General features: G+C 69.6%; 24 protein-coding genes. 18 read left to right on the top strand and 6 right to left on the bottom strand.

The genetic code is table 11. The annotated features are described in order from the left end of the window. Positions 1-109 precede the first annotated feature (109 nt). Complete coding sequence (locus QFZ75_RS05300; protein WP_307534250.1) at positions 110-1,129, top strand: beta-ketoacyl-ACP synthase 3; 1,020 nt, start codon at positions 110-112, stop codon at positions 1,127-1,129. Positions 1,130-1,280: 151 nt separating this feature from the next. Here the strand turns inward: QFZ75_RS05300 and QFZ75_RS05295 are convergent, their stop codons facing one another. Continuing rightward, positions 1,281-1,820 carry a hypothetical protein gene (locus QFZ75_RS05295; RefSeq protein ID WP_307534249.1) on the bottom strand — a complete coding sequence of 180 codons (540 nt, stop codon included), beginning with the start codon at positions 1,818-1,820 and terminating at the stop codon, positions 1,281-1,283. A 760-nt stretch (positions 1,821-2,580) separates the two neighbouring features. Between QFZ75_RS05295 and QFZ75_RS05290 the strand changes: the two genes are divergently transcribed. From QFZ75_RS05290 to QFZ75_RS05245, 10 genes are all read left to right on the top strand, one after another. Beyond that, positions 2,581-3,036: a helix-turn-helix domain-containing protein gene (locus tag QFZ75_RS05290; protein ID WP_307534248.1), complete on the top strand. Its 456-nt coding sequence runs from the start codon at positions 2,581-2,583 to the stop codon at positions 3,034-3,036. A gap of 66 nt (positions 3,037-3,102) precedes the next feature. Further along, positions 3,103-4,065 carry a zinc-binding dehydrogenase gene (locus tag QFZ75_RS05285; protein ID WP_307534246.1) on the top strand — a complete coding sequence of 321 codons (963 nt, stop codon included), beginning with the start codon at positions 3,103-3,105 and terminating at the stop codon, positions 4,063-4,065. Between the two features lie 126 nt (positions 4,066-4,191). Further along, a complete protein-coding gene (locus tag QFZ75_RS05280) occupies positions 4,192-5,406 on the top strand; it encodes a cytochrome P450 (protein WP_307534244.1) in 1,215 nt (404 codons plus the stop codon). A gap of 53 nt (positions 5,407-5,459) precedes the next feature. Beyond that, the gene (locus tag QFZ75_RS05275) at positions 5,460-7,169 is read left to right on the top strand and encodes an AMP-binding protein (RefSeq protein WP_307534243.1); all 1,710 of its coding nucleotides are present in this window, start codon (positions 5,460-5,462) and stop codon (positions 7,167-7,169) included. After that, positions 7,166-8,026 carry a ferritin-like domain-containing protein gene (locus QFZ75_RS05270; RefSeq protein WP_307534242.1) on the top strand — a complete coding sequence of 287 codons (861 nt, stop codon included), beginning with the start codon at positions 7,166-7,168 and terminating at the stop codon, positions 8,024-8,026. Before QFZ75_RS05275 ends, QFZ75_RS05270 begins: the two co-directional genes overlap by 4 nt. Next, positions 8,023-8,535 carry a PaaI family thioesterase gene (locus tag QFZ75_RS05265; RefSeq protein WP_307534240.1) on the top strand — a complete coding sequence of 171 codons (513 nt, stop codon included), beginning with the start codon at positions 8,023-8,025 and terminating at the stop codon, positions 8,533-8,535. Before QFZ75_RS05270 ends, QFZ75_RS05265 begins: the two co-directional genes overlap by 4 nt. Positions 8,536-8,537: 2 nt before the next feature. Then, entirely contained in the window at positions 8,538-8,822 is a 285-nt protein-coding gene (locus tag QFZ75_RS05260) for an acyl carrier protein (protein ID WP_307534238.1), read from the top strand. Position 8,823: 1 nt separating this feature from the next. After that, positions 8,824-9,750, top strand: a complete 927-nt coding sequence (locus QFZ75_RS05255) for a cyclopropane-fatty-acyl-phospholipid synthase family protein (RefSeq protein WP_307534236.1) — start codon at positions 8,824-8,826, stop codon at positions 9,748-9,750. Beyond that, a complete protein-coding gene (locus QFZ75_RS05250; RefSeq protein ID WP_307534234.1) occupies positions 9,747-10,598 on the top strand; it encodes an acyl-ACP desaturase in 852 nt (283 codons plus the stop codon). The genes QFZ75_RS05255 and QFZ75_RS05250 overlap by 4 nt, the downstream gene beginning before the upstream one ends. Then, a complete protein-coding gene (locus QFZ75_RS05245) occupies positions 10,595-11,428 on the top strand; it encodes a hypothetical protein (RefSeq protein WP_307534232.1) in 834 nt (277 codons plus the stop codon). Before QFZ75_RS05250 ends, QFZ75_RS05245 begins: the two co-directional genes overlap by 4 nt. Here QFZ75_RS05245 and QFZ75_RS05240 read toward each other — a convergent pair. From QFZ75_RS05240 to QFZ75_RS05230, 3 genes are all read right to left on the bottom strand, one after another. Further along, positions 11,368-11,781: a hypothetical protein gene (locus QFZ75_RS05240; protein ID WP_307534230.1), complete on the bottom strand. Its 414-nt coding sequence runs from the start codon at positions 11,779-11,781 to the stop codon at positions 11,368-11,370. The two genes, QFZ75_RS05245 and QFZ75_RS05240, sit on opposite strands and share 61 nt — an antisense overlap. Continuing rightward, positions 11,778-12,221, bottom strand: a complete 444-nt coding sequence (locus tag QFZ75_RS05235; RefSeq protein WP_307534229.1) for a PaaI family thioesterase — start codon at positions 12,219-12,221, stop codon at positions 11,778-11,780. The genes QFZ75_RS05240 and QFZ75_RS05235 overlap by 4 nt, the downstream gene beginning before the upstream one ends. Positions 12,222-12,534: 313 nt before the next feature. Next, positions 12,535-13,008 carry a helix-turn-helix domain-containing protein gene (locus QFZ75_RS05230; protein ID WP_307534226.1) on the bottom strand — a complete coding sequence of 158 codons (474 nt, stop codon included), beginning with the start codon at positions 13,006-13,008 and terminating at the stop codon, positions 12,535-12,537. 385 nt (positions 13,009-13,393) lie between these two features. On the opposite strand from QFZ75_RS05230, the gene QFZ75_RS05225 reads away from it, so the two are divergent. The 7 genes from QFZ75_RS05225 to QFZ75_RS05195 all read left to right on the top strand — a co-directional run bounded on the left by QFZ75_RS05225 (position 13,394) and on the right by QFZ75_RS05195 (position 20,307). Next, entirely contained in the window at positions 13,394-13,828 is a 435-nt protein-coding gene (locus QFZ75_RS05225; protein WP_307534225.1) for a LuxR C-terminal-related transcriptional regulator, read from the top strand. A gap of 122 nt (positions 13,829-13,950) precedes the next feature. Beyond that, entirely contained in the window at positions 13,951-14,499 is a 549-nt protein-coding gene (locus QFZ75_RS05220; protein ID WP_307534223.1) for a hypothetical protein, read from the top strand. Beyond that, positions 14,496-15,755: an MAB_1171c family putative transporter gene (locus tag QFZ75_RS05215; RefSeq protein WP_307534222.1), complete on the top strand. Its 1,260-nt coding sequence runs from the start codon at positions 14,496-14,498 to the stop codon at positions 15,753-15,755. The genes QFZ75_RS05220 and QFZ75_RS05215 overlap by 4 nt, the downstream gene beginning before the upstream one ends. A 346-nt stretch (positions 15,756-16,101) precedes the next feature. Beyond that, positions 16,102-16,782 (top strand): FMN-binding negative transcriptional regulator, encoded by a 681-nt coding sequence (locus QFZ75_RS05210; protein WP_307534221.1) that lies wholly within the window; start codon positions 16,102-16,104, stop codon positions 16,780-16,782. Next, positions 16,779-17,936: an N-methyl-L-tryptophan oxidase gene (gene solA / locus QFZ75_RS05205; RefSeq protein WP_307534219.1), complete on the top strand. Its 1,158-nt coding sequence runs from the start codon at positions 16,779-16,781 to the stop codon at positions 17,934-17,936. The genes QFZ75_RS05210 and solA overlap by 4 nt, the downstream gene beginning before the upstream one ends. After that, a complete protein-coding gene (gene nadC, locus QFZ75_RS05200; RefSeq protein ID WP_307534217.1) occupies positions 17,933-18,874 on the top strand; it encodes a carboxylating nicotinate-nucleotide diphosphorylase in 942 nt (313 codons plus the stop codon). The genes solA and nadC overlap by 4 nt, the downstream gene beginning before the upstream one ends. 80 nt (positions 18,875-18,954) lie before the next feature. After that, the gene (locus QFZ75_RS05195) at positions 18,955-20,307 is read left to right on the top strand and encodes a lysine N(6)-hydroxylase/L-ornithine N(5)-oxygenase family protein (RefSeq protein ID WP_307534214.1); all 1,353 of its coding nucleotides are present in this window, start codon (positions 18,955-18,957) and stop codon (positions 20,305-20,307) included. A gap of 309 nt (positions 20,308-20,616) precedes the next feature. On the opposite strand, the gene QFZ75_RS05190 is transcribed toward QFZ75_RS05195, so the two are convergent. Next, positions 20,617-22,074 (bottom strand): MFS transporter, encoded by a 1,458-nt coding sequence (locus QFZ75_RS05190; RefSeq protein WP_307534213.1) that lies wholly within the window; start codon positions 22,072-22,074, stop codon positions 20,617-20,619. A gap of 311 nt (positions 22,075-22,385) precedes the next feature. Next, positions 22,386-23,345 (bottom strand): hypothetical protein, encoded by a 960-nt coding sequence (locus QFZ75_RS05185; RefSeq protein ID WP_307534211.1) that lies wholly within the window; start codon positions 23,343-23,345, stop codon positions 22,386-22,388. Between the last annotated feature and the right edge of the window lie 12 nt (positions 23,346-23,357).

Raw genomic sequence — 23,357 nt, 5'->3', positions numbered from 1 at the left:
CGAATCAATGGGGCAAACGTCCTGGCCTTTCATTCATTGACATTTTTGGATCGCAGCCCTTTTGATGAGCAGGAAGCTGGATGCGACGGCTCGTACATGATGGCCCGTGATGGGACGGATGAAATCGATGACACAGAGAATTCGATCCTCGTCCAGCCGGTTCTCGAGGATCCTGGGGGTGGGCTCGTACCGCCCGGGAAATGTGGTCGGCAATGAGGAGATCTGCGCACTCATCGATTCCGACCCGGAATGGATCGAGAAGCGCTCCGGAATCAGGACCCGACATTTCGCCGACGCCGACGAGACCATACCCGTGATGGGGGCGCGAGCTGCGGAAAAGGCGCTGAGCGCGGCCGGTCTGACTCCCTCCGACGTCTCCTGCGTCATCCTCTGCACCATGTCCTACCTGTACCAGGCGCCACCCGCGGCGGCGGCCTGCGTCGCCGAACTGGGGGCGCGCGGTGCCGCGGCCTTCGACCTCGGCGCCGCCTGCGCCGGCTTCTCGCACAGCCTGGCGGTCGCCCGGGACCTGGTGGCCTGCGGGCAGTCGGAGCACGTACTGGTGGTGGGGGCGGAGCGGATGAGCGACATCGTCGACCCCCGCGACCGCTCGACGGCGTTCATCTTCGGCGACGGCGCGGGCGCCGCGGTGGTGGGGCCCGCCGACGAGCCGGGTATCGGGCCCGTGGTGTGGGGGACCGACACCGAGCACCTGGGCGCCATCCGGCAGAGCCGCTCCTTCGCCGAGGTGCGGGGCGACCCGCTGGCGCGCTGGCCGTTCCTGGAGATGGCCGGACCGGAGGTGTTCCGCTGGGCCATCGGGGCTGTCGCCGAGGTGTGCCGACAGGCCCTGGCCGCGTCCGGGGTGACGGTGCGGGACATCGAGGCGTTCGTGCCACACCAGGCCAATGTGCGGATCGTGGACGCGGCGGTGAAGGCGCTGCGGCTGCCCGCGTCGGTAGAGGTGGCGCGCACGGTCCGGGAGGACGGCAACGTCTCCGGCGCCTCCATTCCGCTCGCCCTGGACACGCTGGCCGCCGCCGGCCGCGTCCGGCCCGGGGCGCTCGTCCTGACCGCGGGCTTCGGCTCGGGCCTCAGCTACTCGGCGCAGGTCGTCGTCGCTCCCTGACCGAACCCTCGAAGACGCGACGGCCGTGGGCACGCAGGCACCTCCGGCGCGCTGCGACACGTGCCGGTGCTCAGCGACACCGAAGCCGTGGAGCCGGCCGGCCCCGGGCACCGTGTCGACGTACTCGGTGGCCCAGTTGCCGGCCGTGCGGTCATCTCCGGTGCCCGCCGCCGTGCTGCAACGAGCGTTCCAGCCGGTTCACCAGCTCGCTCATACCGGGCGGTACCGCAGCGGGCGGTGAGAGCGGGCCGCTCGCCAGCCGCAGCAGCCGGGTGGCGAAGTACTCCGCCGCGTACTCCTCGGGTCGGCTGTACTGGGTGCGCCCCAGCATGTGCTCGACGAGCGTGGGGTCGATGTCCGCGGGCAGCAGGGCGCTGCCCGCGGACATCTCGTCCGTCGCGCCGGATCCCGCCGGGCCGTGGTCCCACAGGAGATGGCCCAGTTCATGCATGATCACGTGAGTCTGGTGGACCGCTGTGGTGCAGGCCTCGTAGAAGACGTAGTCCGTGGTGGCGGTGGAGACCAGGAGCCCGGCGGGGCCGCTGGCGGGGAACGCCAGCGGGGCCAGTTGCACCGGGCGCCCCCGGCGCCCGGCGATCTGCTCGCAGAGGTACTCCAGGGAGAAGGAGACGGGCAGGTCGAGACTCTGTACCAGGTCGCCGCATTTCCTGCGGATCTGCCGGCGCTTCATCGCTTCCCGTTCCCCTCGCTGCGGTGGATGTCGCGGCTGCCCATGATGTGTCCGGCGCCCTCAGGAGGGAAGATCCGGTTCTCGGCCAGCGGATGACCGGATACCGTTCCCCCCTTCTCCGTCCTTCCCGTGACGTTGCCGGGGAACCGGGACGACGGGTTTCGGAACGTGCATTGAACCATTGGTCCGCCGGGTGAGCCCTGAACCGGGCGAAGGCGCGTTCGCCGGCGGGCGGCGCGGGCGGGCGCGGTCGCGGTGCCACCGCCGGCGGAGGCCGGGCAGTGATGACCGGAACGGTCATGCCGCGCCTCTTGTGCTTCTGGGATAGTACGGCTTGTCGGCTCGAACACGGTCGGGGTCCTTCGGTCGCCGGTGTGACGAGTGGGATCACCACGCCGGCGACGAAGGGCTCCGCGGTTTCACGTCGCAGGCGCGGGATGTGCGATGCCGGATGACCCCGGCGTGCATGTACACGGTCGCCCCGGCCGGACCCCTCGGGACGACGGCTGCAGGGGAGATCCTCCGACGTCTTGCCGTATATCCGGAAAGAATTCCCGACTCAGAAGACTGGATGGTATGCAGTAACCTGGTACCGGGAACGTTCGAGATCCTGCGTAACCACTTGTGGACGCTTTGTCGCAGTCATGGTCTCGTCAACCTGCATGGTGGCACCCCTCTGAGCTTCCACCTGATCGGCAGCTCGGAGATCAAGGAGTGGGGATAAATGAGGACAGACCCACCTGGATTGCTGGCTCGGCGGTTGAACCATCTGTTCGACACCGTCCATCCGCGCGGTCGCGGCCCCTTCAGCAACGAAGAGGTGGCCCGCGCCATCCGGGCCCAGGGCGGTGACATTTCGAAGCAGTACATCGCCTACCTCCGTAAAGGGGAACGCGGTAATCCGCGGGTGCAGCATGTTGAGGCTCTGGCGAAATTCTTTGGTGTACCGGTTGCCTATCTTCTCGACGACGATTCAGCGAGCCCGACCGAAAAGCGGCTGGAAGAACTGGCGGCCTGGCGCGACGCCGGCCTGACCGAGGAGGACCTGCGGTCCCTGGAGCGCGCCGGGGTCACCGGCGTGGCCATGCGCGCGGTGGGTCTCTCCCCGAAGGGACTGGAGTTCGCGAAGGTCCTTCTCGACCAGCTCCGGGAGATGGAGGGGCTGGAGCCCAAGCAGCCCGGCTACGACGGCGACAGCCCACGGCCCGCCGGCTGAGGCGGTACCGGTACCGGCCGCGGCAAGGAGCCCCCGCGTGGGGCGTGTGCACGGTGGGAGAGCGGAATGCGCGCCCTGCGATACGAGCGGTTCGGAGGCCCCGAGGTCCTGAGGGAAGCCGAGGTGCCGGACCCGGTGCCGGGACCGGACGAGACCCTGGTCCGGGTGGAGGCGGCCGGCGTCAACTTCGGTGACATCAAGCAGATCGCGGGCGAGCACACCGAAGGCCCCCACGCCCCCGAGGGCCCGCTGCCGCGGATCCCGGGAATGGAGGTGGCCGGCCGGACCGCGGACGGGCGCCGGGTCCTCGGCTACCTTCCGCAGGGCGGATACGCGGCCCGGGCGGTCGTCGCCGACCGCGACCTCGTGATGCTGCCCGACGAGGTGGATGCCGGCGCCGCCCTCGCCGTCCTCGTCCAGGGCCTGACCGCCTGGCACCTGCTGAGGTCCATCGCGCGGATCCGGCCCGGTGAGAGCGTCGTGGTGCACTCCGCCGCGGGCGGCACGGGCAGCCTCGCCGTCCAGCTGGCCCGGGAGTACGGAGCCGGCCGGGTCATCGCCACGGCGTCCCGCGACGACCGGCGCGCCGTCGCCCTCGGACTCGGCGCGGACGCCGCGGTCGACGGCGCAGCCGAGGGGTACCGCGAACGCGTCCTGGACGCCAACCGGGGACGTCCCGTCGACGTGGTCCTGGACGCCGTCGGCGGCCCCGTCCTCGACGCCGCCCTCGACGTCCTCGCCCCCCTGGGCCGGCTGGTGACGTACGGTGCCTCGGCACGGCGGCCGGCCGCTCCGGTCGACCCGGGCCGGCTCGCGCTGCGGAGCGTCGGTGTGGCCGGCTTCTGGCTCCTCCCGCTCCTCGCCGCGCACGGCGCCGGCGGCAAGGCGCTCACGGAACTCCTCGACCTCACGGCACGGGGCCGGCTGCGGCCGCTCGTCGGCGCGGAGTACGACCTCGGCCGGGCCCGCGACGCCCACGAAGCCCTCCTCGGCCGCCGCAACAAGGGCAAGCTGATCCTCCGCCCCTGAAAACCCGTCATCTCCACCGCCGGGGTCCGCACGGAACACCAGGCGCAGAGACCCTCGGCCAGGGGGGCCGGAGTGGGACCTGTGTCCTATTGATGCTCAACAAACCCCCTGACACGCTTTCCGACCATGGACGCAGTGAAGCCGGATATTCTCTACAACCCCCGCGATCCGAAAATGCGCAGCGATCCTTATCCGTTCTACGCACGGCTTCGCGAGACCGAACCGGTCCACCAGAGCCCTTTCGGGTTCTGGGTCGTCTCCGGATATGACGAAGCCGCAGCCCTCCTGCGGGACCCGCGGCTCACCAGCGAGTTCCACCGGGACGCCAAATGGGCGGAGCACCGCGGCGGCTGGGAGAGTCCCGTGGTGAGCGACACCCGACGCTGGATGCTCATGCTGGACGGCCGGGCCCACCGGCGCATCCGCAGCCTGGTCAACCCGGTGTTCAGCGCGGGCTCCATCCAGAAGATGCGCCCGCAGATCTCCGAGATCCTCACGAAGGTCCTGGACCACATGGGCGAGGGCGAGGGCATCGACCTCATCGACTCCCTCGCGCTGCCGCTGCCGGTCACGGTGATCTGCGGTCTCGTCGGCCTGCCCGTCGAGGACCGGGACCAGTGCCGCAAGTGGACCGAGGCGATCGGGCACGTCGTCGACCCGGCCCTGGACGAGGTCACCCAGAAGGCCATGAACCAGTCGGTGCTGGAGTTCCGCTCCTACATCGCCGAACACCTCGCCAAACGGCGCACCGACCCGCAGGACGACATCCTGACCCGGCTGATGCTCGCCGAGGTGGACGGCGAACGGCTCACCGACGACGAGATCATCGGCAATGTGCTGCTGCTCTTCAACGCCGGTCACGAGACGACCGTCAACCTCATCGGCAACGGCACGCTGGCTCTGCTGCGCCACCCGGAGCAGCTCCGGATCCTGCGGAACGACCCCGGCCTCATCGAGCAGGGCGTCGACGAGTTCGTCCGCTACGACGCCCCCGTCCAGCTCGTCGCCCGTATCACCACGTCGGACGTCGCCGTCGGCGGGAGGACCATCCCCTCCGGGTCGAAACTGATGATCCTGCTCGGCGCCGCCAACCGCGATCCGCGCCGGTACGACAACCCCGATTCCCTGGACGTGACGCGCACCGACATCAAGCCGCTCGCCTTCGGCGGGGGCCCGCACTACTGCATCGGCGCGCTCCTCGGGAAACTCGAAGGCCGCCTCGTCTTCCGTGAACTGCTGCGGCGCTACAAGAGCGTCTCCCTCACCACGGAGGACGTCGTGTGGCGCCCGCACGTCAACTTCCGCGGACTGAGTGAGCTGCGGGTCGACCTGGTCTCCTGACCCGGCCTGCCCTCCGGCCACGGACACGGCCCCCCACGAAAGGAACCCACCCCTTGCGCGGCTCCTTGCTGTCCGGCGACACCCTCACCGAGACCTTCCTCCAGCACACCCGCACCTCCCCCGACGCCGCCGCCGTCTTTCCCGGCAGCGAGGAGCGGATCACCGCGGCCGAGCTCGCCGAGACCTCCTTGCACTGCGCTCTGGGCCTGCGAGAGCACGGCGTCGGCCCCGGAGCCGTCGTCGGCCTGCTCGTTCCCACCGACGCACGATTCCTCAGCCTGTTCTTCGGGGTGCAGCGAACCGGCGCCGCGTGCAGTGTGCTGCCGCTGCCGGCCGGCTTCGGCGACGAGCAGGGCATCGCCCGCCGGCTGGCCGGCATCCTGCGCGTCGCCGGCATCCGCCACCTGGTCCTCGGCGCCTCCTTCGGGAACCTGGGCGCCCTGCTCACCGAACAGATCCCCGGGCTCGTCCTCATCGACCCCGGCGTGTCCGCCCCCGGCGGCGCCCGCCAACTGCCCGGCGTCGACCCGGACGCCCTGTCCGTGGTGCAGTTCACCTCCGGCTCCACCAGCGCGCCCAAGGGCGTGCAGCTCACCCAGAGCGCCATGGCGGCCGGGTTGCGGGCCTGTGTGGTCTCCGGGCACTTCAGCCCCGACGACGTCTTCATGCAGTGGGTGCCCACCTTCCACGACATGGGCCTGGTCGGACTCTTCTCGCACCTGCTCAACGGTGCCGACGTGCACGTGTTCACCCCGACCGCGTTCCTGCGCCGCCCGGCGCAGATCCTCAAGTACTTCGCCGAGCACCACGGCACGGTCATCACCGGCCCCAACTTCTCCTACGAGCAGTTCGTGGCCGCCGCCCCCCTCGAGTTCGTCAAGGAGCTGGACCTCTCCGCCTGGCGGCTGGCGTTCAACGGTGCCGAGCCGGTCAGCGCCGAGACCGTCGAACGCTTCAGCGCCCACCTGGCCCCCGCCGGACTGCGGGACACCGTCATGTATCCGGTGTACGGCATGGCCGAGGCCACCTTGGGCATCACCTTCCCCGAACCCGGCAGCCCGGTACGCGTCCTCTCCGTCGACCGGGCCGAGATGGCCGCCTCCGGCCGGGCGGTCCCGGTGGCCCGCGGCGACCGGGGCGCCAAGGACGTGGTGGCGGTCGGCCGCCCCGTGCACGGCATCGAGATGCGTCTGGTCGCGGAGGACGGCCGGGTGTGCGCGCCCGGTGAGTCGGGTGAGGTGCAGATCGCCGGCCGGGCCGTGACGACCGGCTACTACAACGCGCCCGAGGCCACCGCGGCCGCCTTCGACGGACGCTGGTTCCGCACCGGCGACGTCGGGTTCCAGGACAGCGGCGATCTCTTCGTGACCGGCCGCATCAAGGACATGGTCATCGTCCGCGGCCAGAACTACTACCCCGACGACATCGAGGCCGTGGCCCGGGAGGTGCCGGGGGTCTACCGCAAGCGCTGTGTGGCCTTCTCCGACGTCACCGACGACGGCCGTGAAGTGGTCCGCGTCGTGGTCGAGGCCGACCCGAAGAAGGCCGCCGCCGACCTGGACACGCAGATCGCCACCCGGATCGTCCAGGAGATGGACTTCACCGACGTCCTCGTGCACATGGTCAAACCACGCTCGATTCCCCGCACCACCAGCGGCAAGTGGCAGCGCACCCGCACCCGCGAACAACTGTCGGCGTCGGCCGGCACGGGGGCGGCCGGCACCCGGCCCGTCAGCCGAACCGAACCGGAGGAAACCACGTGACCACCCCTTTCAAGATCGAGACCGCACGGGACCCGGAAGCGGAGCCGCTGCACAGCTACGACGTCTTCCCCGCGTACCAGAACGCCTCGTGGGAGATGAGCGACATCCCGTGGGACGACTTCCGCCCCGACCTGGTGCGGCCGGAGTACATCGCCTTCGCGATGGGCGCCGTCATGGGCGAGTCCAACTCGATAGCCGCCCAGCACGGCTTCTTCAACGAGTTCGTCGACGACTACGACTTCTCGGCTTTCGTGTGCCTGTGGGGATACCAGGAGCTCCAGCACCACCTGGCGTTCAAGAAGTGGCTGCGGCTGGCCGGCAGCGACGTCGCCTACGAGCAGATCAACGCGATGCGGGCGCCGTACCCGCCCGGCATCACCCCGTCGGCGACCCTGGCCACCAACATAATCTCCGAGATCGCCACCAACCACATGTACAAGTGCGTGAGCCGGGTCGCGGAGGAGCCGGTCATCGCCAAGATCATGAAGCGCGCGAGCGGCGACGAGGCACGCCACGCGCGGGAGTTCATCCACTACACCGCCCGCCGGCTGGTCACCCACCCGCAGGAGCTGGCCTCGGTCCTGGAGACCTTCTACGTCTACATGGCCGACCCCGAGGGCCGCTACAACCACCCGGTCAGCAAGTTCAAGGGCAACCTCCCCGAACTCGACGGCCACGTCACCATCGACGAGGTCTTCCGCTACTTCGGCGAGGTGGACGACGGCACGGAATGGGCCCGGATCCACAAGCAGCTCTTCGACACGCTCGCCGAACTCACCGGCCGGCCGGTGGAGAAACTCCGCGACATCCGCCGCATCCTCGCCGACCTGCCGTCCGCCGGAGACGGGGCCCGATGAACGAGGAGACCGCTCCCGTCGTGCTGCCCTGGCTCGACGAGCCGCGGTTCGAGTGCTTCGGCTGCTCGCCCCGTAACAAGATCGGGCTGGCGCTGAAGATGTACCGCCTCGACGACGGCCGGCTCGGCACCGACATCACCTTCTCCGACGCGTACGCCTCCTACCCCGGGGTCGTCCACGGCGGCATCGTCAGCGTCCTGGTGGACGAGCTGATGGGTGACCTGATCGCCCTCAACCGCGGTCTGCTGGCCTTCTCGGTCACCCTGCGCACCAAGTTCCTGCAACCGCTGCGGACCGGTACCCCCTACCGGGCCGTCGCCCGCATCGTCCGGGAGAGCGGCGGCGTGGTGCACGCGGAGGCCGATGTCCTCGATACCGACGGCACCCCGCACGTGATGGCGAACTCGGCCTACCAGCCCATCAGTTCGGAACAGGCCGAGGGCCACATGGGGCTGGTCGGCGCGGACCGCGAACGCCTCGCACACTACTTCGATCACGCGATTGGATGACCATGCCGCAGCAGAACCACGCCCAGACCGTCTCTCTCCAGGACGCCACGGTCCTCGACGAGGTCCGCGCCCAGGCCGCCAAGGAGCTCGGCGTCGACGTCGCCGAGGTCTCCGAGACCACCGTCCTCAAGGAACTGCCCGGCGCGGACTCGGTACGCCTGCTGCGCGTCGTCGCGCAGATCGAGCGCGTCTACGACGTGGAGTTCGAGGACGAGGACATCTTCGCCGTGCGCACCCCCCGCGAACTCACCGACCTCGTCCTCGCCCAGGCACGCACGGAGGCTTGAGATGACCACCGACGCGCAGACGGAGGTCTGCCCGGTGCTCCACGCGGGACGGGACGACGATCTCTCGCTCCTGCCGAAGGACGCGGAGCTGGCGACCAACGAGCACTACGAGCTGCCCACGGAACTGTTCCGGGCGTTCCTCGACGAACGTGTCAAATACAGCTCGGCGCTCTACCGCACCCCGGGCGCCACCCTGGAGGAGGCGCAGACCGCCAAGCTCCACTTCGTCGCCGAGCGCCTCGGCCTCAAGGGCGGCGAGCGGCTGCTGGACATCGGCTGCGGCTGGGGCAGCCTCACCCTGTTCATGGCCCAGGAGTACGAGTGCGACGTCGTCGGGGTCACTCCCTCCGGCCCGCAGGCCGAGTACATCCGGGAGCAGGCGGACCGGCTGAAGGTGGCCGCCAGGGTCGACATCCGTGTCGGCTCCTACACGGACCTGGACGTCGAAGGACGCTACGACGCGGCGACGATGCTCGGTTCGATCATCCACATGCCCGACCGGGTGGCCGTGCTGCGCAAGGTGTACGACTCGCTGCGCCGCCAGGGCCGGCTCTACCTCTCCGAGAGCTGCTTCCGCAGCACCGAGGCGTACCGGGAGTTCGCGCTGCGGCCCGGCACCCGGCACGTCACCGAGACGATCTTCGGCTTCGCCGACATGGTTCCCTTTTCCCACCTCATCGAGTCGGCGGAGTCGGCCGGCTTCAGCCTGGAGCAGCTGGACGACCTCACCGCGCACTACCACCGCACCATCGAGGAGTGGCAGCGCCGGGCCGAGGCCAACCATGACCGGATCGAGGCCGTGGCGCCCGGCATGGCGGAGCGCCTCGTCCGCTATCTGAGCGTCGCCAACGCCGGCTGGGGCTACACCTCCAAGCACTACGCGCTGACGGCCGTCAAGTCCCGGCTCGGCCCGAAGGCGGCGGTATGACCGGGACGACCGTGCTGGACGACCTCCTGCCCGCCTTGGAGATGCACCAGCTCGTCGACCAGGCGGTGACCCGCGCGGGTGAACGGTCCTGGACGCTCGCCGAACTCGACTGGGACTCCCTGCGCCCGGAGCGGCTCACCGAGGTCGACCGGTCCGCCGTGCAGTTCATCACCTTCGTCGAGGACCACATTCCCGGCTACCTGTCGCACTTCCTGGAAGCGTTCCCGGTGGCCGAGGCCGAACAGGAGCTGGAGCGCTTCGGGTTCAACCGGGAGTACTTCCGGTTCCTGGTCGCCTGGGCGGGCGACGAGGAACGGCACGCCTCGGCCCTCGCCCGCTATCAGGTCGAGACCGGCATGGCGACCCGGGAGGGGCTGCTCGCCACCCTTGCCGAGGAGGGCCGCAAGAAGTTCGTGCTGCCCTACGAGCACCCGGTGCAGTCCTTCACCTACACCCTGATCCAGGAGAAGGCGACCCAGCTGTTCTACCAGCGCTTCCGCGAGACGGTCAGCGAGCCGTTCCTGAAGGACCTGCTCGGTCGGCTCGCCCGCGACGAGGCGCGGCACTTCGCCTTCTACAGCAACCTGGTGGGCGCCTACGTCACCAGGGACGGCGCCTCGTCCGTTCCCGGTCTCAAGGAGGTCATCGCCACCTTCCGGATGCCGCTCGCCGACACCATGAAGGGCTACTGGCGCTGGTCGCTCAAGGTCGCGGACGCCCAGGCCTACGACCACACCGAGGCGTACGACGCGGTGGTCCGGCTGGTACGGGGCTTCGTGGACACCCCGGGTGAGCCGAGTGTCGCGGATCTCGGCGCCTTTGTGCAGGACATCCGGCGCGTCAAGTGACCTCCGGCGGTGCCCGGATCCTGGTCGTCACCTGTGACTGGAGCGGGCGGGTGGCCCCCGAGACACTGCTCGGGGGTCTGGAGCGCGCCCACGCCGCGCGGCTGACCGGGCCCCGGCGCGCCGAGTGGGTGCGCACCCGGCTCACCGCCAAGGCCGCGGTGGGCTGGGCGACCGGGGACCGCGGCGCCCAGATCCTGCCCGGCTCCGACGGCGCGCCCCAGGTGGTGGATGCCCCCTCCGGCACCGCCGTCTCCCTCTCCCACTCGGGTGACCTCGCCGTCTGCGCGGTCACCCGCGCCGGGTCCGCGCCCGCGCTCGGGGTGGACGTCGAGCCGGTGGACGCCCGTAACGACGTCCTGCTGCCGCGGTTGCTCGGTCCGGGGGAGCCGCTCTGGACGGGACCGGGGCGGCTGCCGCGCCCGCTGCCGCCCGGCTTCGTCGCCACGGTCCTGGCGGCCTGTAAGGAGGCCGCGCTCAAGGCGTACCGCCGGCCCTCGCCGGCGCTGCGCCACTACCGGTTGGGCCGGGGCCCCGACGGCGGCCTGTGGGTCCGGGCCGACGGCTCCGCCCTCGGCGGGTTGCGGGTCCGGTGGAGCTGTCAGGCAGGCCGGGTGACCGCCGTGTGCGCCGCGGGTCACCACACACCTGTGCATGAGGTGGTCTCGGCGGACCGTGTCGTCGCCGCGTTCGGTGGCGGTCCTGACCGGGCCGCCGGCGCCCGGCGTTCCGGGGCCGGCGGGGAGTTCCGGCCCCGGAACGGCGGGCCGGGTCAGTGGCGGATGACGCCGGAGCACTCGCCGCGCAGCACCGTCTCACCGTTCTGGTTGTGAATCTCGATGGCCAACTCGACCCGGGTGCCCGACCTGGCCTCGCCCAGTGCGCTCACGGTCACCTCGGCGGTGATGGTGTCGCCCGCCCAGACCGGCTGCAGGAACTCCCAGACCATCCGGCGGGCGATGAAGTCGAGCTGGCCACCGATCTTCGTGGCGAGCGAGGCGGTGAGCAGTCCGTGTGCCATCGCCCGGCCCTCGTCGGGCAGGTGGTGCCGGCCGAGGTCCTCCGCCAGGTCGGCGAAGGCGGTGATGTCGGCGGTGGTGATCAGGCGCTGCTCGCGCATGACCTGGCCGACGGTGAGGGCGGGCGGCGTGGTGCGGCGGCCCGGGGACGGAGGCGTAGGGGTCATCGTCGTGCCTCGGGTCCGGCGGCCGACCCGTTCTGCCGAGCGGGGGCCTTGTCGCGGATCAGGCAGCTGCTCTTGCCCACGGCGTGCAGCCTGCCGTCCGGGCCGGTCGCCCGGCAGGTCGCCAGCCCCCGGCTGCGTCCCAGATGGACCACCTCGGCGTCGACCGTGATCAGGCCCGGGGCCTCCTGGATCGGACGCAGGAAGTCCACGTTGAGGTCGAGGGTGACGATGTCCTTGTCCCCGGGGACCAGGGCGAGGATCGCGCATCCGAGAGCGGAGTCGATGATCGTCGACAGGATACCGCCGGCGAGGAAGCCGAGGTGGTTGGTGAAATAAGTTTTCACCGGCATCGTGAACTGCACCACGCCGGGATCCGCTTTGACGACTCTGATGTCGAGGGCCTGCGCGACGGGTGGTGACACGATTTCCCCGGAGATCAATCCGCGAAGATAGGACAAGCCGGTCGCCTCGGCCTGAGTGGCGAAAAGTGGCCCCTGGTCCCGCCATTCGATCGTGGCAGTGTGCTTGTTGGGGTCATGGATCTCCGACAACTTCACTCCTCCAGCCGAGCTCTGGACATGAGAGTGTCAGTGTGGCAGTACTGCCGACCCACTGCAACTACTTCCCCGAGCATGCCGGTTGGGGAATCGACACGCAATGGGGTAGATGTCCCGGCAGGCGTATTTCGTCGACGTGCGATGTCTGCCCCGCCGTAATTCTGCGCCCGACTCCGGCAGTTCCGGAACTCTTCTGTCACCTTGCTGATTCGTTGACCGAAAGCTCGCGGGCCACCGCGGCCATGTCCGTTCCCGGACTGAGCCCCTCCATGGCGCGGAGCTGGTCGAGAAGGGTCTTGGCGAATTCCATCCCCTTCGGCGACAGTCCGACCGCGCGCATGGCGACGCCGGTGACGCCGGCCCGTTCCGGCGACTTCGGGTCGGATCCGGTCGGGCTCGTGGTGTGCCAGGCGTCCGGGCTCCGTCCGGTGAGAGCTGCGGGGTCCTCGTCGAAGAAGTACGAGACGGGTACCCCGAAAAATCTCGCGAGCGCATCGAGATGGTGGATCCGTGGATTACCCCGCTCGCCCTTCCGGAGGTATGCGATGTACTGCTTGGAGATGTCGCCACCCTGATCCCGTATGGCGCGGGCCACCTCCTCGTTGCTGAATGGACCGCGGTCGTGCGGATACATGGTCTCGAACAGGCAGTTCAGTCGCTGAGGTAACATTTCGGACCGATATGTAGGCATTTATCCCCACTCCTCTGGCTTCTGGGTGACAACTGGAGGCGCGTCAAGCCCCGTGGAGACCACACCGGTTGACGGAGTGGCGGTAGCTACGTAGTATTAATGGGGTGCTAATGCAGACCTCTTCGAGCATCTCGGACAGAGGTTACTGCGCACCGTCTGCACCCTCAACATTCATGCCCGCATTTGTCGTCAAGCGCATATGCGAATCCGCGGTCCGACCGGTTTTCTGGTCCATTTTTCAAGGAATCACGCACATGGCATCCGACGCTCATGCCTTCGCGCGCTGAATTTCCACACCGTGCGCTGTATCAGCTGAGTGTCTGTTTTCTCATGCCCATCTGAACCGGCACGGAGGAGGCGTCACATGGAAGCAGACCCCACCTTATCGGATTTAACTTGCCGAGAGACGGCCGTACTGCGGCTGTTGGCTCAAGGGTTACCCAACCGCTTGATCGCCCGTCGCCTGGAAATCTCGGAGAAGACCGTGAGGAATCACCTCAGCAGCGTCTATCTCAAGATCGGTGCGGCAGATCGGACGCAGGCCGCCCTGTTCGCCCAGCGCATGGGTCTCACCGAACCCCGCGATACGGAAAGATCCGCCACCCCCTCGCTCACGGCTCGTGAGGCAGGCGTTCTTCGACTGGTCGCACGGGGATTCACGAACCGGCTGATCGCCCGCCGCCTGGAGATCTCCGAAAAAACCGTGAAGAACCATCTCAGCGGCATCTACCTGAAGATAGGAGCCGCCGGCCGGACGCAGGCCGCCCTGTACGCCCAGAGCATGGACCTCGCCGTATAGAAGGCAACGCCCTCAGGTCTCTATCGTTCGTCCGCGGATCTCTGCACCGAACGGCATCCATATCCGCGGCTATCCCCGCCCGCTGACGAAGGCGCTGGACAGCGTGGTGGGGAAGGGAAGCGATGAAACGCAGGCAAATCCGAGAGAAATGCACCGACCTCATCCGGAGCCTCGACCTGACCGTTCCCTTCTCCCTGGACACGCTCTGCGCGCAGGTGGCCGAGCGCCGGCAGCGCCGGATCGCCATGGCGCCGCTGGCTTTCCCGCCCACCGGACCGGTCGGCCTCCTGGTCGCCACCGTCTCCGCCGACTACGTCTTCTACGAGGCGCACACCACGGCCACGCACCAGACCCACATCGCCGTGCACGAACTGGGCCACCTGCTGTGGGACCACGCCGCCCCGGACCCCGGGGGAGGGCACCTCGACCACGCCGCGGGCGGCTCGCTGGTACCGGACGACATCGATCCCGTGCTCATCGGCCACATGCTGGGGCGCACCCAGTACAGTGAGCCCGAGGAGTATGCCGCCGAATATTTCGCCACCGAGGTCCTGGGGATGCGGCGGGCGGGCGGCCCGCTCCTCGGCACAGCCGTGGTCCCTCCGGACGAGGGAGACTTCGCGGGCCGGCTCGGACGCTCGCTGCAGCACGGAGGTGACCACTGGAGGTGACCGCCTCCGTCGAGCACGTCTTCAACTACACGCACACCGTGTCCTGCGTCCTCACACTGAGTGCCTTCGGCTACAAGTGGTTCGACCTGCGACGCGACGCGAGCAACCTCGAACTCTGGGCCCTGTGCGGCACCCGGCTGTTCAACGGTGTCGCCTACCTGTTCCTGGTGCCGCTGGTGAACGTCTGGATCGGCGAGCTGACAGGCATACCCAACCTCGCCACCCTGCTCGGCCATTCCTGCATCGTCCTGGCCGCACTGTCGGCCCATGTGATGGTGCTCGGCTGGTTCCACTCACCCGCGGAATCCAGACGCCGCCTCCCGCGTGTGGTCGGGTTCTACCTGCTGGCCATCGCCACCATGGGCGTGCTCTTCTTCGCGGCGCCGCTGCCCGGCGCCCACCCGGTCGACTTCGAGGTGCATTTCGCCACCACGCCCACGGCCGCCGCCTACCTCATGGTCTTCCTGGTGACCTACGGCGTGAACCTCGCGAACACCGCGCGGTTCACCTGGCCCTCCTCGCGCGCCGTCGAACGGTCATGGCTGGCTCAGTCGCTACGGATGACCGCGGTCGGATCGGTTTTCGTCCTGGGCTTCATCCTGGGGAAGGCGATCGGGATCGTGGGGCGTTGGTGCGGCGTGACCGACTGGGACCGGGCCGCCGTGGTGTGGAGTCCGCTCGCCGCCAGCCTCGGCTCCCTGGTACTCGTCCTCGGGTACACCCTGCCGGGCTGGGGCACCTTTTTCGTCGTCCGCCGTGAACAGTTCCGCCTCTACGGCACGCTTCATCCGCTCTGGTCCGTCCTGTGCGAAGCCGCCCCGGGGGTGACCCTGTTCAGGCCGCTCTCGCCGCGCGTGGCCCGGTTCTGGGGCAACCTCCGGACCCGGCTGTATCGGATGATCATCGAGATCAGGGACGGACAGCGACTGCTGCGCCCCTACGTCTGCGACGACTGCGAGGAGCGGTTGCGGTGCTCGCTGCGGGAGGCGGGCCTGATGCGCGGAACCGCCGCGGACGATCCTTTGGTGGAGGCGGCCGTCATCGCCCTGGCGGTACGGCGCAAGAAAGAAGGCGTCCAGCCCTCCGGCGGCACGGCCGGCCGCGGGTCGCGTCAGCCGAGCAGCGAACTGGCGGACGAGCTGACCTGGCTCGGCCAGGTGGCCGAAGGATATGTACGGCTGACCGTGCCTCGGAACCGTCTTCCGGAACTGCACTCCTGTCCGTGCGCCGGGGAACCGGCCGTTCGCCCCACCTGAGACGGACCGCCGAGGGCGTGTCCGCGACGGCCCGGAAATGGCGTGAATTTGTCACCGGGCCCGGGCACCCTTTCGAGCCACCCGTACCTTTCGGAGGGCTTCCGGCGGGACGTCGGACGAGTTATGCGCCCATCGATCCGGGACGAATAGCCCAGTGGTCGCCCCTTGACGCGTGCCCCGGCCACCCACAAGCTCGTCAACAGCCGTGCTCGCCCCGGGAAGAGCGCCCTCACGGCGGAAGAAGTGCCCACGGTGCTTTCGTCCGGCCTCGTCGGGGACGGAATTCCCGCCACGGTGAACCGAGAGCCTGTCGCCGGTGCAGACCCCGACAAGGAGAATCGAAGACGTGTACGTTCCCGCGCATTATCGAGGAAGTCCCGCGGCCGCGGTGACTCTTGTCCGGGCCAGCCCGCTGGCCACGCTCCTTTCCAGCGCGGACCCCGTGCCGTACGCCACCCATCTCCCGGCCGTCATTCCCGAGGCGACCGCCGACGCCCTGCGTAGCGGCCCTGTGGACCTCAACGGGCACCGACTGGCCGGGCACATGAACCGGGCCAACCCGCACTGGCGGCACATCGCCGACGGAGAGACACCGGCGCTGCTGATCTTTCGCGGGCCGAACGGCTACGTCTCGCCCGAGGTGTACGACTATTCGCCTGCCGCACCCACCTGGAATTTCACAGCGGTTCATGTCCGGGGAACTCTGCGGCCCCTGCCCGCCGGCGAAGCCACGCGCACCGTCGTCCGTCGTACGGTGCAGGAGTTGGAGGGCCGTTTCGGCTTCGGCTGGGACATGACGGATTCCCTCGAATACTTCGACCGGATCATTTCCGCGGTCGGTGCCTTCGAAGTGGAAGTGGAGCAGGTGGACGGCATGTTCAAACTCAGCCAGGAACAGAGCGACGGCGTGCGGACCAAGGTGACCCGGCATTTCTCGGAATGCCCGCACACGGGGTACCGGGATCTGGCGCACGCGATGGAACAGTTCGGAAAGGCCGGCAACCAGAATGTGGGAGAGACGTTATGACGGCAGAGAAGTACGACGTCGCCGTGGTCGGGCTCGGTGCGCTGGGCAGCGCGGCCTGCCACTCGCTCGCCGCCGCCGGGCTGCGCGTACTGGGCGTCGAGCGGTACGGGCCGGTCCATGACCTCGGGGCCAGCCACGGTGAGTCGCGGGGCGTCTGGCAGGCGTACTTCATGGGCCCGCGCTATCTGCCGCTGCTGCAACGCGCTTACACCCTCTGGTCGGAGCTGGAGGAGCAGAGCGGTGAGCGCCTGTTCCACCGGACCGGCGGAATCTGCCTCGGTCCCGCCGACGGCGAACTGCTGCCGGCCGCCCGGGCCAGCGCCGAGCAGTTCGGCCTCGAGCACGAATACCTCGACGCGGACGAAATACACAAGCGGTTCCCGCAGTTCACGCCGGCCTCCGACTGCGCGGCGATCTACGACCCCGGCTCCGGCTACGTACAGCCTGAGCAGACCGTGCGGGTCCAGCTCCAGCTCGCCGAGAAGCACGGTGCCGACCTGCGGTACCACGAGTCCGTCGTGGAGATCGTGGAAGGTGCTCGCGGGGTCAGGCTCCGTACCGACCGCGGTGCCTACGACGCCGACCACGTCGTGGTCGCCTCCGGCTGCTGGGCTCCCGCCCTCCTGCCCGATCTGGCGCCGATACAGGTGCTGCGCAAGGTCATGCTCTGGTTCGAGCCCGGGGGCGGGGCACAGGACTTCCAGCCCGACCGCTTTCCGTACTGGATATGGGAGGGCGACGGCATGATCGGCTACGGGCACCCCGCCGCGAGCGGTTTGTACGGTGGGGTCAAGGCCGGCGTGCACAGCGGCGGCACCCCGACCGACCCGGACACGGTCGACCGCTTCGTGGCCCAGGGGGAGGTCGCCGAGATCCAGGAGTTCCTGCGCAACCGGATCCCGCGGCTGGGTGGCGGCCGGTACCGCAAGAGCGCCGTGTGCCTCTACGACAACACTCCCGACCTGGGGTTCCTCATCGGGCAAGCGTCCGGGAAGGGGAAGGTTCTGGTGGCCGGCGGCACCTCCGGCCACGCCTTCAAGTTCGCGCCGGCGATCGGGGAGGCCATCGCCGAACTGGTGCAGCACGGCCGGGCCACCTACGACATCTCGGCCTTCGACCCGGCCCGGTTCGCCAGCTCCAGCCCGCAGCGGTGAACGGCGCGCCGGTGGGCGGAGCGACGCAGGAGGCGGAGCGCGGAGCGGCGGTGGAACGGGCTGCGGCCCGGTGGTCGGCCGTGGACGGGGCGGCCGTGGGACGGGCCGTCGGATCCGCTCTCGCGGAGGACGAGGCCACCGAGGACATCACCACCCGGTGGAGCGTGCCGGAGAGGCTGCGGGCCCGGGCCGAGATCGTCACCCGGCAGCCGGGGGTGGTGGCGGGACTGTCGGTGGTCGAGGCGGTGTTCGCCCGCGTCGACCCCGAGGTGAGGGTGAGGGCGCACGTGGCGGACGGTGCCGCGGTGGCTCCCGGCGAGGTGCTGCTGAGCCTCCACGGCAGCGCGCGAAGCCTGATCACCGGCGAGCGCACGGCCCTGAACTTCCTGCAACGCCTCTGCGGCATCGCCACGTCGACCCGGCGGTACGTCGAGGAGGTGCGAGGCCTGCCCGTGCGCATACTCGACACCCGCAAGACCGCCCCGGGTCTGCGCGCCCTGGACAAGTACGCGGTGACGGCGGGAGGCGGGCACAACCATCGGCAGCACCTCTCGGCGATGGTGCTGCTCAAGGAGAACCACATCGCCGCGGCCGGCGGGGTGGGCGCCGCGGTCGCCGCCGTGCGTGAGGGGATGGCGGCGGCGGGCCGGGAGGTGCCCGTCGAGGTGGAGGTGGAGACGGTCGAGGAGGCCGAGGAGGCGCTTCGCTGCCACGCCTCCTGGATCATGCTGGACAACATGGCACCACGGCGGATGGAGCGGGTCGTCGCGGCACGGGCGGCGACCGCCGGTGCCGCCGACGTGCTGCTCGAGGCCTCCGGCACCATCTCCCTGGACCGGGTGCGGACCGTCGCCGAGACGGGCGTCGACCTCATCTCGGTCGGCGCGCTCACCCACAGCGCACCGGCCCTCGACGTCAGCATGCTGCTGACGACCTGAAGGGGGTCCTCATGGAGACGGCGGCACAGAGGCACGCGGCAGCACCCCGACGAGCGGCGGCACACGTGGAGGCACAGCGCATGGAGACCGAGATCCTCGACGTGCTGGGAGTGGGGTTCGGCCCGTCCGACCTCGCCCTGGCGATCGCCGTGCAGGAACACAACGAGGAGAGCGCCGGCCCTCCGGTCACCGCGCGGTTCCTGGAGCGCAAACCGGCCTTCGGCTGGCACCGCGGCATGCTCATCGAGGGTGCCACCATGCAGGTCGCCTTTCTCAAGGACCTCGCGACGCCGCGCAATCCGGTGAGCCGGTTCGGCTTCGTGCCCTATCTGCACGACCAGGGCCGGCTGATCGACTTCATCAACCACAAGTGTTTCTACCCGTCCCGGGTGGAGTTCCACGACTACCTCACCTGGTGCGCGCGCCGACTGGATCACCTGGTCGACTACGGCCACGAGGTGGTCACGGCCCGGCCGGTCACCGAGGGCGGGGTCATCACCCATGTCGAGGTCGTCGCCCGTGACCTCGCAGGCGGCACGCAGGTCGTGCACCGGGCACGCAACATCGTCGTCGCGCCCGGCCTGGCGCCCCGGATGCCGGACGGGTTGCCTCACGGCGCCAGGGTGCGGCACAGCTCGACCACCCTGGACGACCTGCGTGGCCTCGGCGCCGACGGCCCTCGGCGGTTCGTCGTGCTGGGCGCCGGACAGAGCGCCGCCGAGATCGTCGATCATCTGCACCGCAGCTATCCGGCGGCCGAGGTGCACGCGGTGTTCTCCCGGTTCGGCTACAGCCAGGCCGACGACAGCCCGTTCGCCAACCGGATCTTCGACCCGGCGACCGTGGACGCCTTCCACCAGGCTCCGCAGACCGTCCGGGACACGCTCCTCGACTACCACGCCAACACCAACTACTCGGTCGTCGACGTCGACCTCATAGAGGAGCTGTACAGGCGCACGTACGAGGAGCGCCTCACCGGCAGGGCACGGCTGCACTTCCACAACGTGTCGGTGGTGGACTCCGCGGCCGAGACCACCGACGGCGTCGACGTGACCGTCCGGCACCTGCCCACGGGGCGCGCCACCACGCTCCGGGCCCACCTGCTGATCTGCGCCACCGGCTACCGTCCGGCCGACCCGTTCGCTCTGCTCGGTCAGGTCGGCGCCGCCCTGCACCGGGACGAGGCGGGGCTGCCCCGGGTCGAACGCGACTACCGGGTCGCCGCCGACGCCCGCCTGGAGGCCGGGGTCTATCTGTGCGGGGCCACGGAGCACTCGCACGGCATCACCTCGTCGCTGCTGTCCAACACGGCCGTACGGGCCGGGGAGATCCTCGGCTCCGTGCTGGCCCGCAGGAACGGCGGTCACCGCCGGGTGAACGCCGACATGAGGGGGGTCGCGGAAGCGGGCCAGGTACCGATGGGCGCGGGGTAGCGCGCGCCGGGGCGGGAACCGTTTGGTCACGGCCCGCCGACCGGAAACCCTTCGCCGTACCGCCCTCCGGACGCGGCTGCCACCGGCCCACGGCGTCCGGGCCGGACCCGCCGGATCCGACACCTCACCTTTCGGACGCCACCGCACATCCGACCGCCATGACCGCCATGGCCGCCGACCCGGCGAGCCCGGACCCACCCGGGTCCGGGCCTCCGAAGGCCGCCCACGCCCCGAACGACGCCTCGGGCCCTTCATCCCGCAACGATCAGCTGTACGTGCCGGCGCCTCCCGGCGAGCGGGTCGAGCGGGTCATGGGTTCGGCCGGTTCCGGCTCGGTGCGCCGGCCGGCGGGACGGTCGGTTCGGCCTCGGCCGCGGCCTCGGGCGAGCGTTGGCGGGCCAGGACAAGGCTGGTCATCATCGTGATCGCCATCGCGGCGATGCCGACCAACGCCGCCGTGGTGTAGGCGCTGTCCTTCGGGAAGACATGGCCGGCGTCGGTGCCGGCCGCGAGGACCAGGCCGCCGATGGCACTGCCGAGCGAGTACCCGACGCTGCGCACGACGTAGTTGAAGCTCATGGCACTGGACGTCTCGCTCTTGGGCGTGAAGGCGAGGATGACGCCGGGCATGGCGGCCGAGAAGCTGCCGACACCGAAGCCCAGCACACCCATGGCCACGAACAGCTCGGCCAGGTTCGACCGGACCGCGGCGAAGAGGACGAACCCGCCACCGATGACGACGGCGCTGCCGGCCAGGAGCAGGGGGGCTTCGATCCGTCCGAGCATCCGGGGCGTGAGCTTGCCGGCGACGAACCCCAGCACGGAGAACGGGATGAGGACCAGCCCGGCGACGAAGGTGGTGAGCCCGTAGCCGTAGCCGGCGCTGTGCGGCGTCTGCGCGTACCGGGTGATGAGCGTGAGCAGGATGTACATGCCGATCGCACCGACGAACATGGCGACATTCGCTCCGGCGACCGCCGGGTGCCGTAGCGCCCGGAGATCGACCAGGGGTGCCTTGCCGCGCAGCCCGGAGACGGTCCAGACGCAGAGCAGGAGCACGGCGGCGAGGGCGAGGACCACCGCCACGGAGAGGTGATGGCTCCACAGGCTCCGCTGGCCGGCGAGGAACAGGACGAGGAACAGCCCACCCGCCAGGAGGAACGCGCCCGCTATGTCCACATGGGCGGAGCGGCCTTCGGGGGCCGCGGGAACGGAGCGCCAGGCGGCCAGGAAGGCGACGGTGGTGACGAACAGACCGAGGCCGTAGGCGGCGCGCACCCCGCCGAACTCGGCGAGCAGGCCGGCGAGGGGGTAGCCGACGCCGACCCCGATGATGGAGACCACCGAGACCAGGGCGATGGTGGCCGCGCTGCGTTCCTCGGGGAGATGGTCACGGGCCACGCCCATCATCAGCGCCGTCAGACCGAGCCCGACGCCTTGTGCGGCCCTGCCGACGAGCAGCCACGCGAACGGCAGCGGCAGCACGGTGAGCGCGCTGCCGGTGACGACGACCGCCAGCGTGACGAGGATCGTGGCCCGCCGGTGCGGGCCGGCTCCGAGCCGGCCCAGGACGGGTGTGGCGACCGCGCCGCTCAGCAGCGCGATGGTCAGCGTCCACTGCGCGCTGTCGAGCGAGACGTGGAACGTGGTCGCCACGCTGGTGATGAGGGGCGCCCCGAGGCTGGCGACCGCCGCCACGACCAGGGCGATGAACATCAGGGAGGGAACCAGCAGCCGCGTCTCGGAGTGCTCCCGGGTGGTGCTCATCGGCCGGTCCCGGCCGTGACATGGCCGGACGGACCGGGACGGACGCGGGTCCGTGGGGACACCGTCACCTGCCGGGGAGACGGGCGCGGCAGGAGCGTTAACGCGGGTGGGGTGGTCATGTGCAGGACCATAGGGCCCGGAGCGAGTCGCCCTCCAGTCCGGCAATCGGACTGATCTTGATAGCCTCAGGCTATCAACTGTGCAAGCGCGGCAGCTCGTTGCTCCGTAGCCGTTGCGGCTGTGAGGCACGTCACATGTGCGGCGCCGGGGCGAGGCGGAGACCTTCGCCCGGAGCGACCGCCGGGACTTCGTCAGGCGCCGTTGAGGAAGGGGAGTACGTCCGCGGCATCCGTTATGCCGGGTGGCGGGCCGTCGACCCGGGTGCCCGGGTGCGCGTTCTGGATGATCATCGGTGCGAGTGTGGGGGTGGTGTTGACTTCGATGAAGTGGTCGACACCGAAGTTCTCCTGAAGGTCCGTGATGGATTCGATGAGGTTCGCGGGTTTGGTCCAGATCGCGAGTGACGCGTTCCTGACCGTGTCGGATTCGACGATGGGCCGGCATTCGGTGGTGAAGTACAGAGGGGGCAGTACCGGCCGCACGGTTCGTTCCTTCTGCCGGAGGATCGCCCGGAGGGCCGCCGGCTTGAACAGGGGGGTGTGGATGGGGAGGAGGGCGGCGAGACGTCTGCAGGGGACCTTTCTGCGTTCCGCGTGACGCTCCAGCAGGTCCAGGTCGTCGAATCGGCCGCATACGACCGTCTGGGTCGGGGTGTTGATCATGCCGACATGGAGGCCGTCCTCCGAGATCTGCCGGCACATCGCCCGAGCGGTCCGCTGGTCGACGGCGAGGGCGAGCATGCCGCCCCGCAGTGAGATCCTCTTGGCTTCGAGGAAGCCCGTGATGAGGACGTCGATCGTTTCCGCCATGGACATGAGGTCCGTGATGACGCTCCCGACGTTGAAGCCTGCGCCGTGTCCGAGAAGGATGGACGGCCGGACGTCCAGATCCAGCGATGTGTATACGCAGTACGGGACGAGCGTTGCCGCCACCAGGTTGTGGACGTACTCCGTCTCCGGGCTCGGGGCCGGCCCGGGAGCTCCTTCGGTGAGTCTGCGTGTCACGGGCGGCTGGCCGAGTTCCGCGAGCTTCTCGTCGGTTGTCCCAAGGGCGGCGGCCACGCTCGCGTTCGTGTGGGCCAGCGTGCGCAGGATCCCCGGCGGATAGGGGTTGCTGAACGGTGGAAAAGCGAGGGCTGTCGTGAGCGGCATCTGTTCTCTCCC

Origin of the sequence: Streptomyces sp. V3I8 (assembly GCF_030817535.1) — a bacterium.
In the GTDB taxonomy this organism is placed as follows: domain Bacteria; phylum Actinomycetota; class Actinomycetes; order Streptomycetales; family Streptomycetaceae; genus Streptomyces.
This window is presented reverse-complemented; position numbering and strand designations above follow the sequence as displayed.

Coding starts and splice junctions, on each gene's coding strand:
- QFZ75_RS05300 (WP_307534250.1), top strand. CDS start 110: ATGGGACGGATGAAATCGATGACACAGAGAATTCGATCCTCGTCCAGC.
- QFZ75_RS05295 (WP_307534249.1), bottom strand. CDS start 1,820: ATGAAGCGCCGGCAGATCCGCAGGAAATGCGGCGACCTGGTACAGAGT.
- QFZ75_RS05285 (WP_307534246.1), top strand. CDS start 3,103: ATGCGCGCCCTGCGATACGAGCGGTTCGGAGGCCCCGAGGTCCTGAGG.
- QFZ75_RS05280 (WP_307534244.1), top strand. CDS start 4,192: ATGGACGCAGTGAAGCCGGATATTCTCTACAACCCCCGCGATCCGAAA.
- QFZ75_RS05265 (WP_307534240.1), top strand. CDS start 8,023: ATGAACGAGGAGACCGCTCCCGTCGTGCTGCCCTGGCTCGACGAGCCG.
- QFZ75_RS05260 (WP_307534238.1), top strand. CDS start 8,538: ATGCCGCAGCAGAACCACGCCCAGACCGTCTCTCTCCAGGACGCCACG.
- QFZ75_RS05255 (WP_307534236.1), top strand. CDS start 8,824: ATGACCACCGACGCGCAGACGGAGGTCTGCCCGGTGCTCCACGCGGGA.
- QFZ75_RS05250 (WP_307534234.1), top strand. CDS start 9,747: ATGACCGGGACGACCGTGCTGGACGACCTCCTGCCCGCCTTGGAGATG.
- QFZ75_RS05240 (WP_307534230.1), bottom strand. CDS start 11,781: ATGACCCCTACGCCTCCGTCCCCGGGCCGCCGCACCACGCCGCCCGCC.
- QFZ75_RS05230 (WP_307534226.1), bottom strand. CDS start 13,008: ATGTTACCTCAGCGACTGAACTGCCTGTTCGAGACCATGTATCCGCAC.
- QFZ75_RS05225 (WP_307534225.1), top strand. CDS start 13,394: ATGGAAGCAGACCCCACCTTATCGGATTTAACTTGCCGAGAGACGGCC.
- QFZ75_RS05220 (WP_307534223.1), top strand. CDS start 13,951: ATGAAACGCAGGCAAATCCGAGAGAAATGCACCGACCTCATCCGGAGC.
- solA (WP_307534219.1), top strand. CDS start 16,779: ATGACGGCAGAGAAGTACGACGTCGCCGTGGTCGGGCTCGGTGCGCTG.
- QFZ75_RS05195 (WP_307534214.1), top strand. CDS start 18,955: ATGGAGACCGAGATCCTCGACGTGCTGGGAGTGGGGTTCGGCCCGTCC.
- QFZ75_RS05190 (WP_307534213.1), bottom strand. CDS start 22,074: ATGAGCACCACCCGGGAGCACTCCGAGACGCGGCTGCTGGTTCCCTCC.
- QFZ75_RS05185 (WP_307534211.1), bottom strand. CDS start 23,345: ATGCCGCTCACGACAGCCCTCGCTTTTCCACCGTTCAGCAACCCCTAT.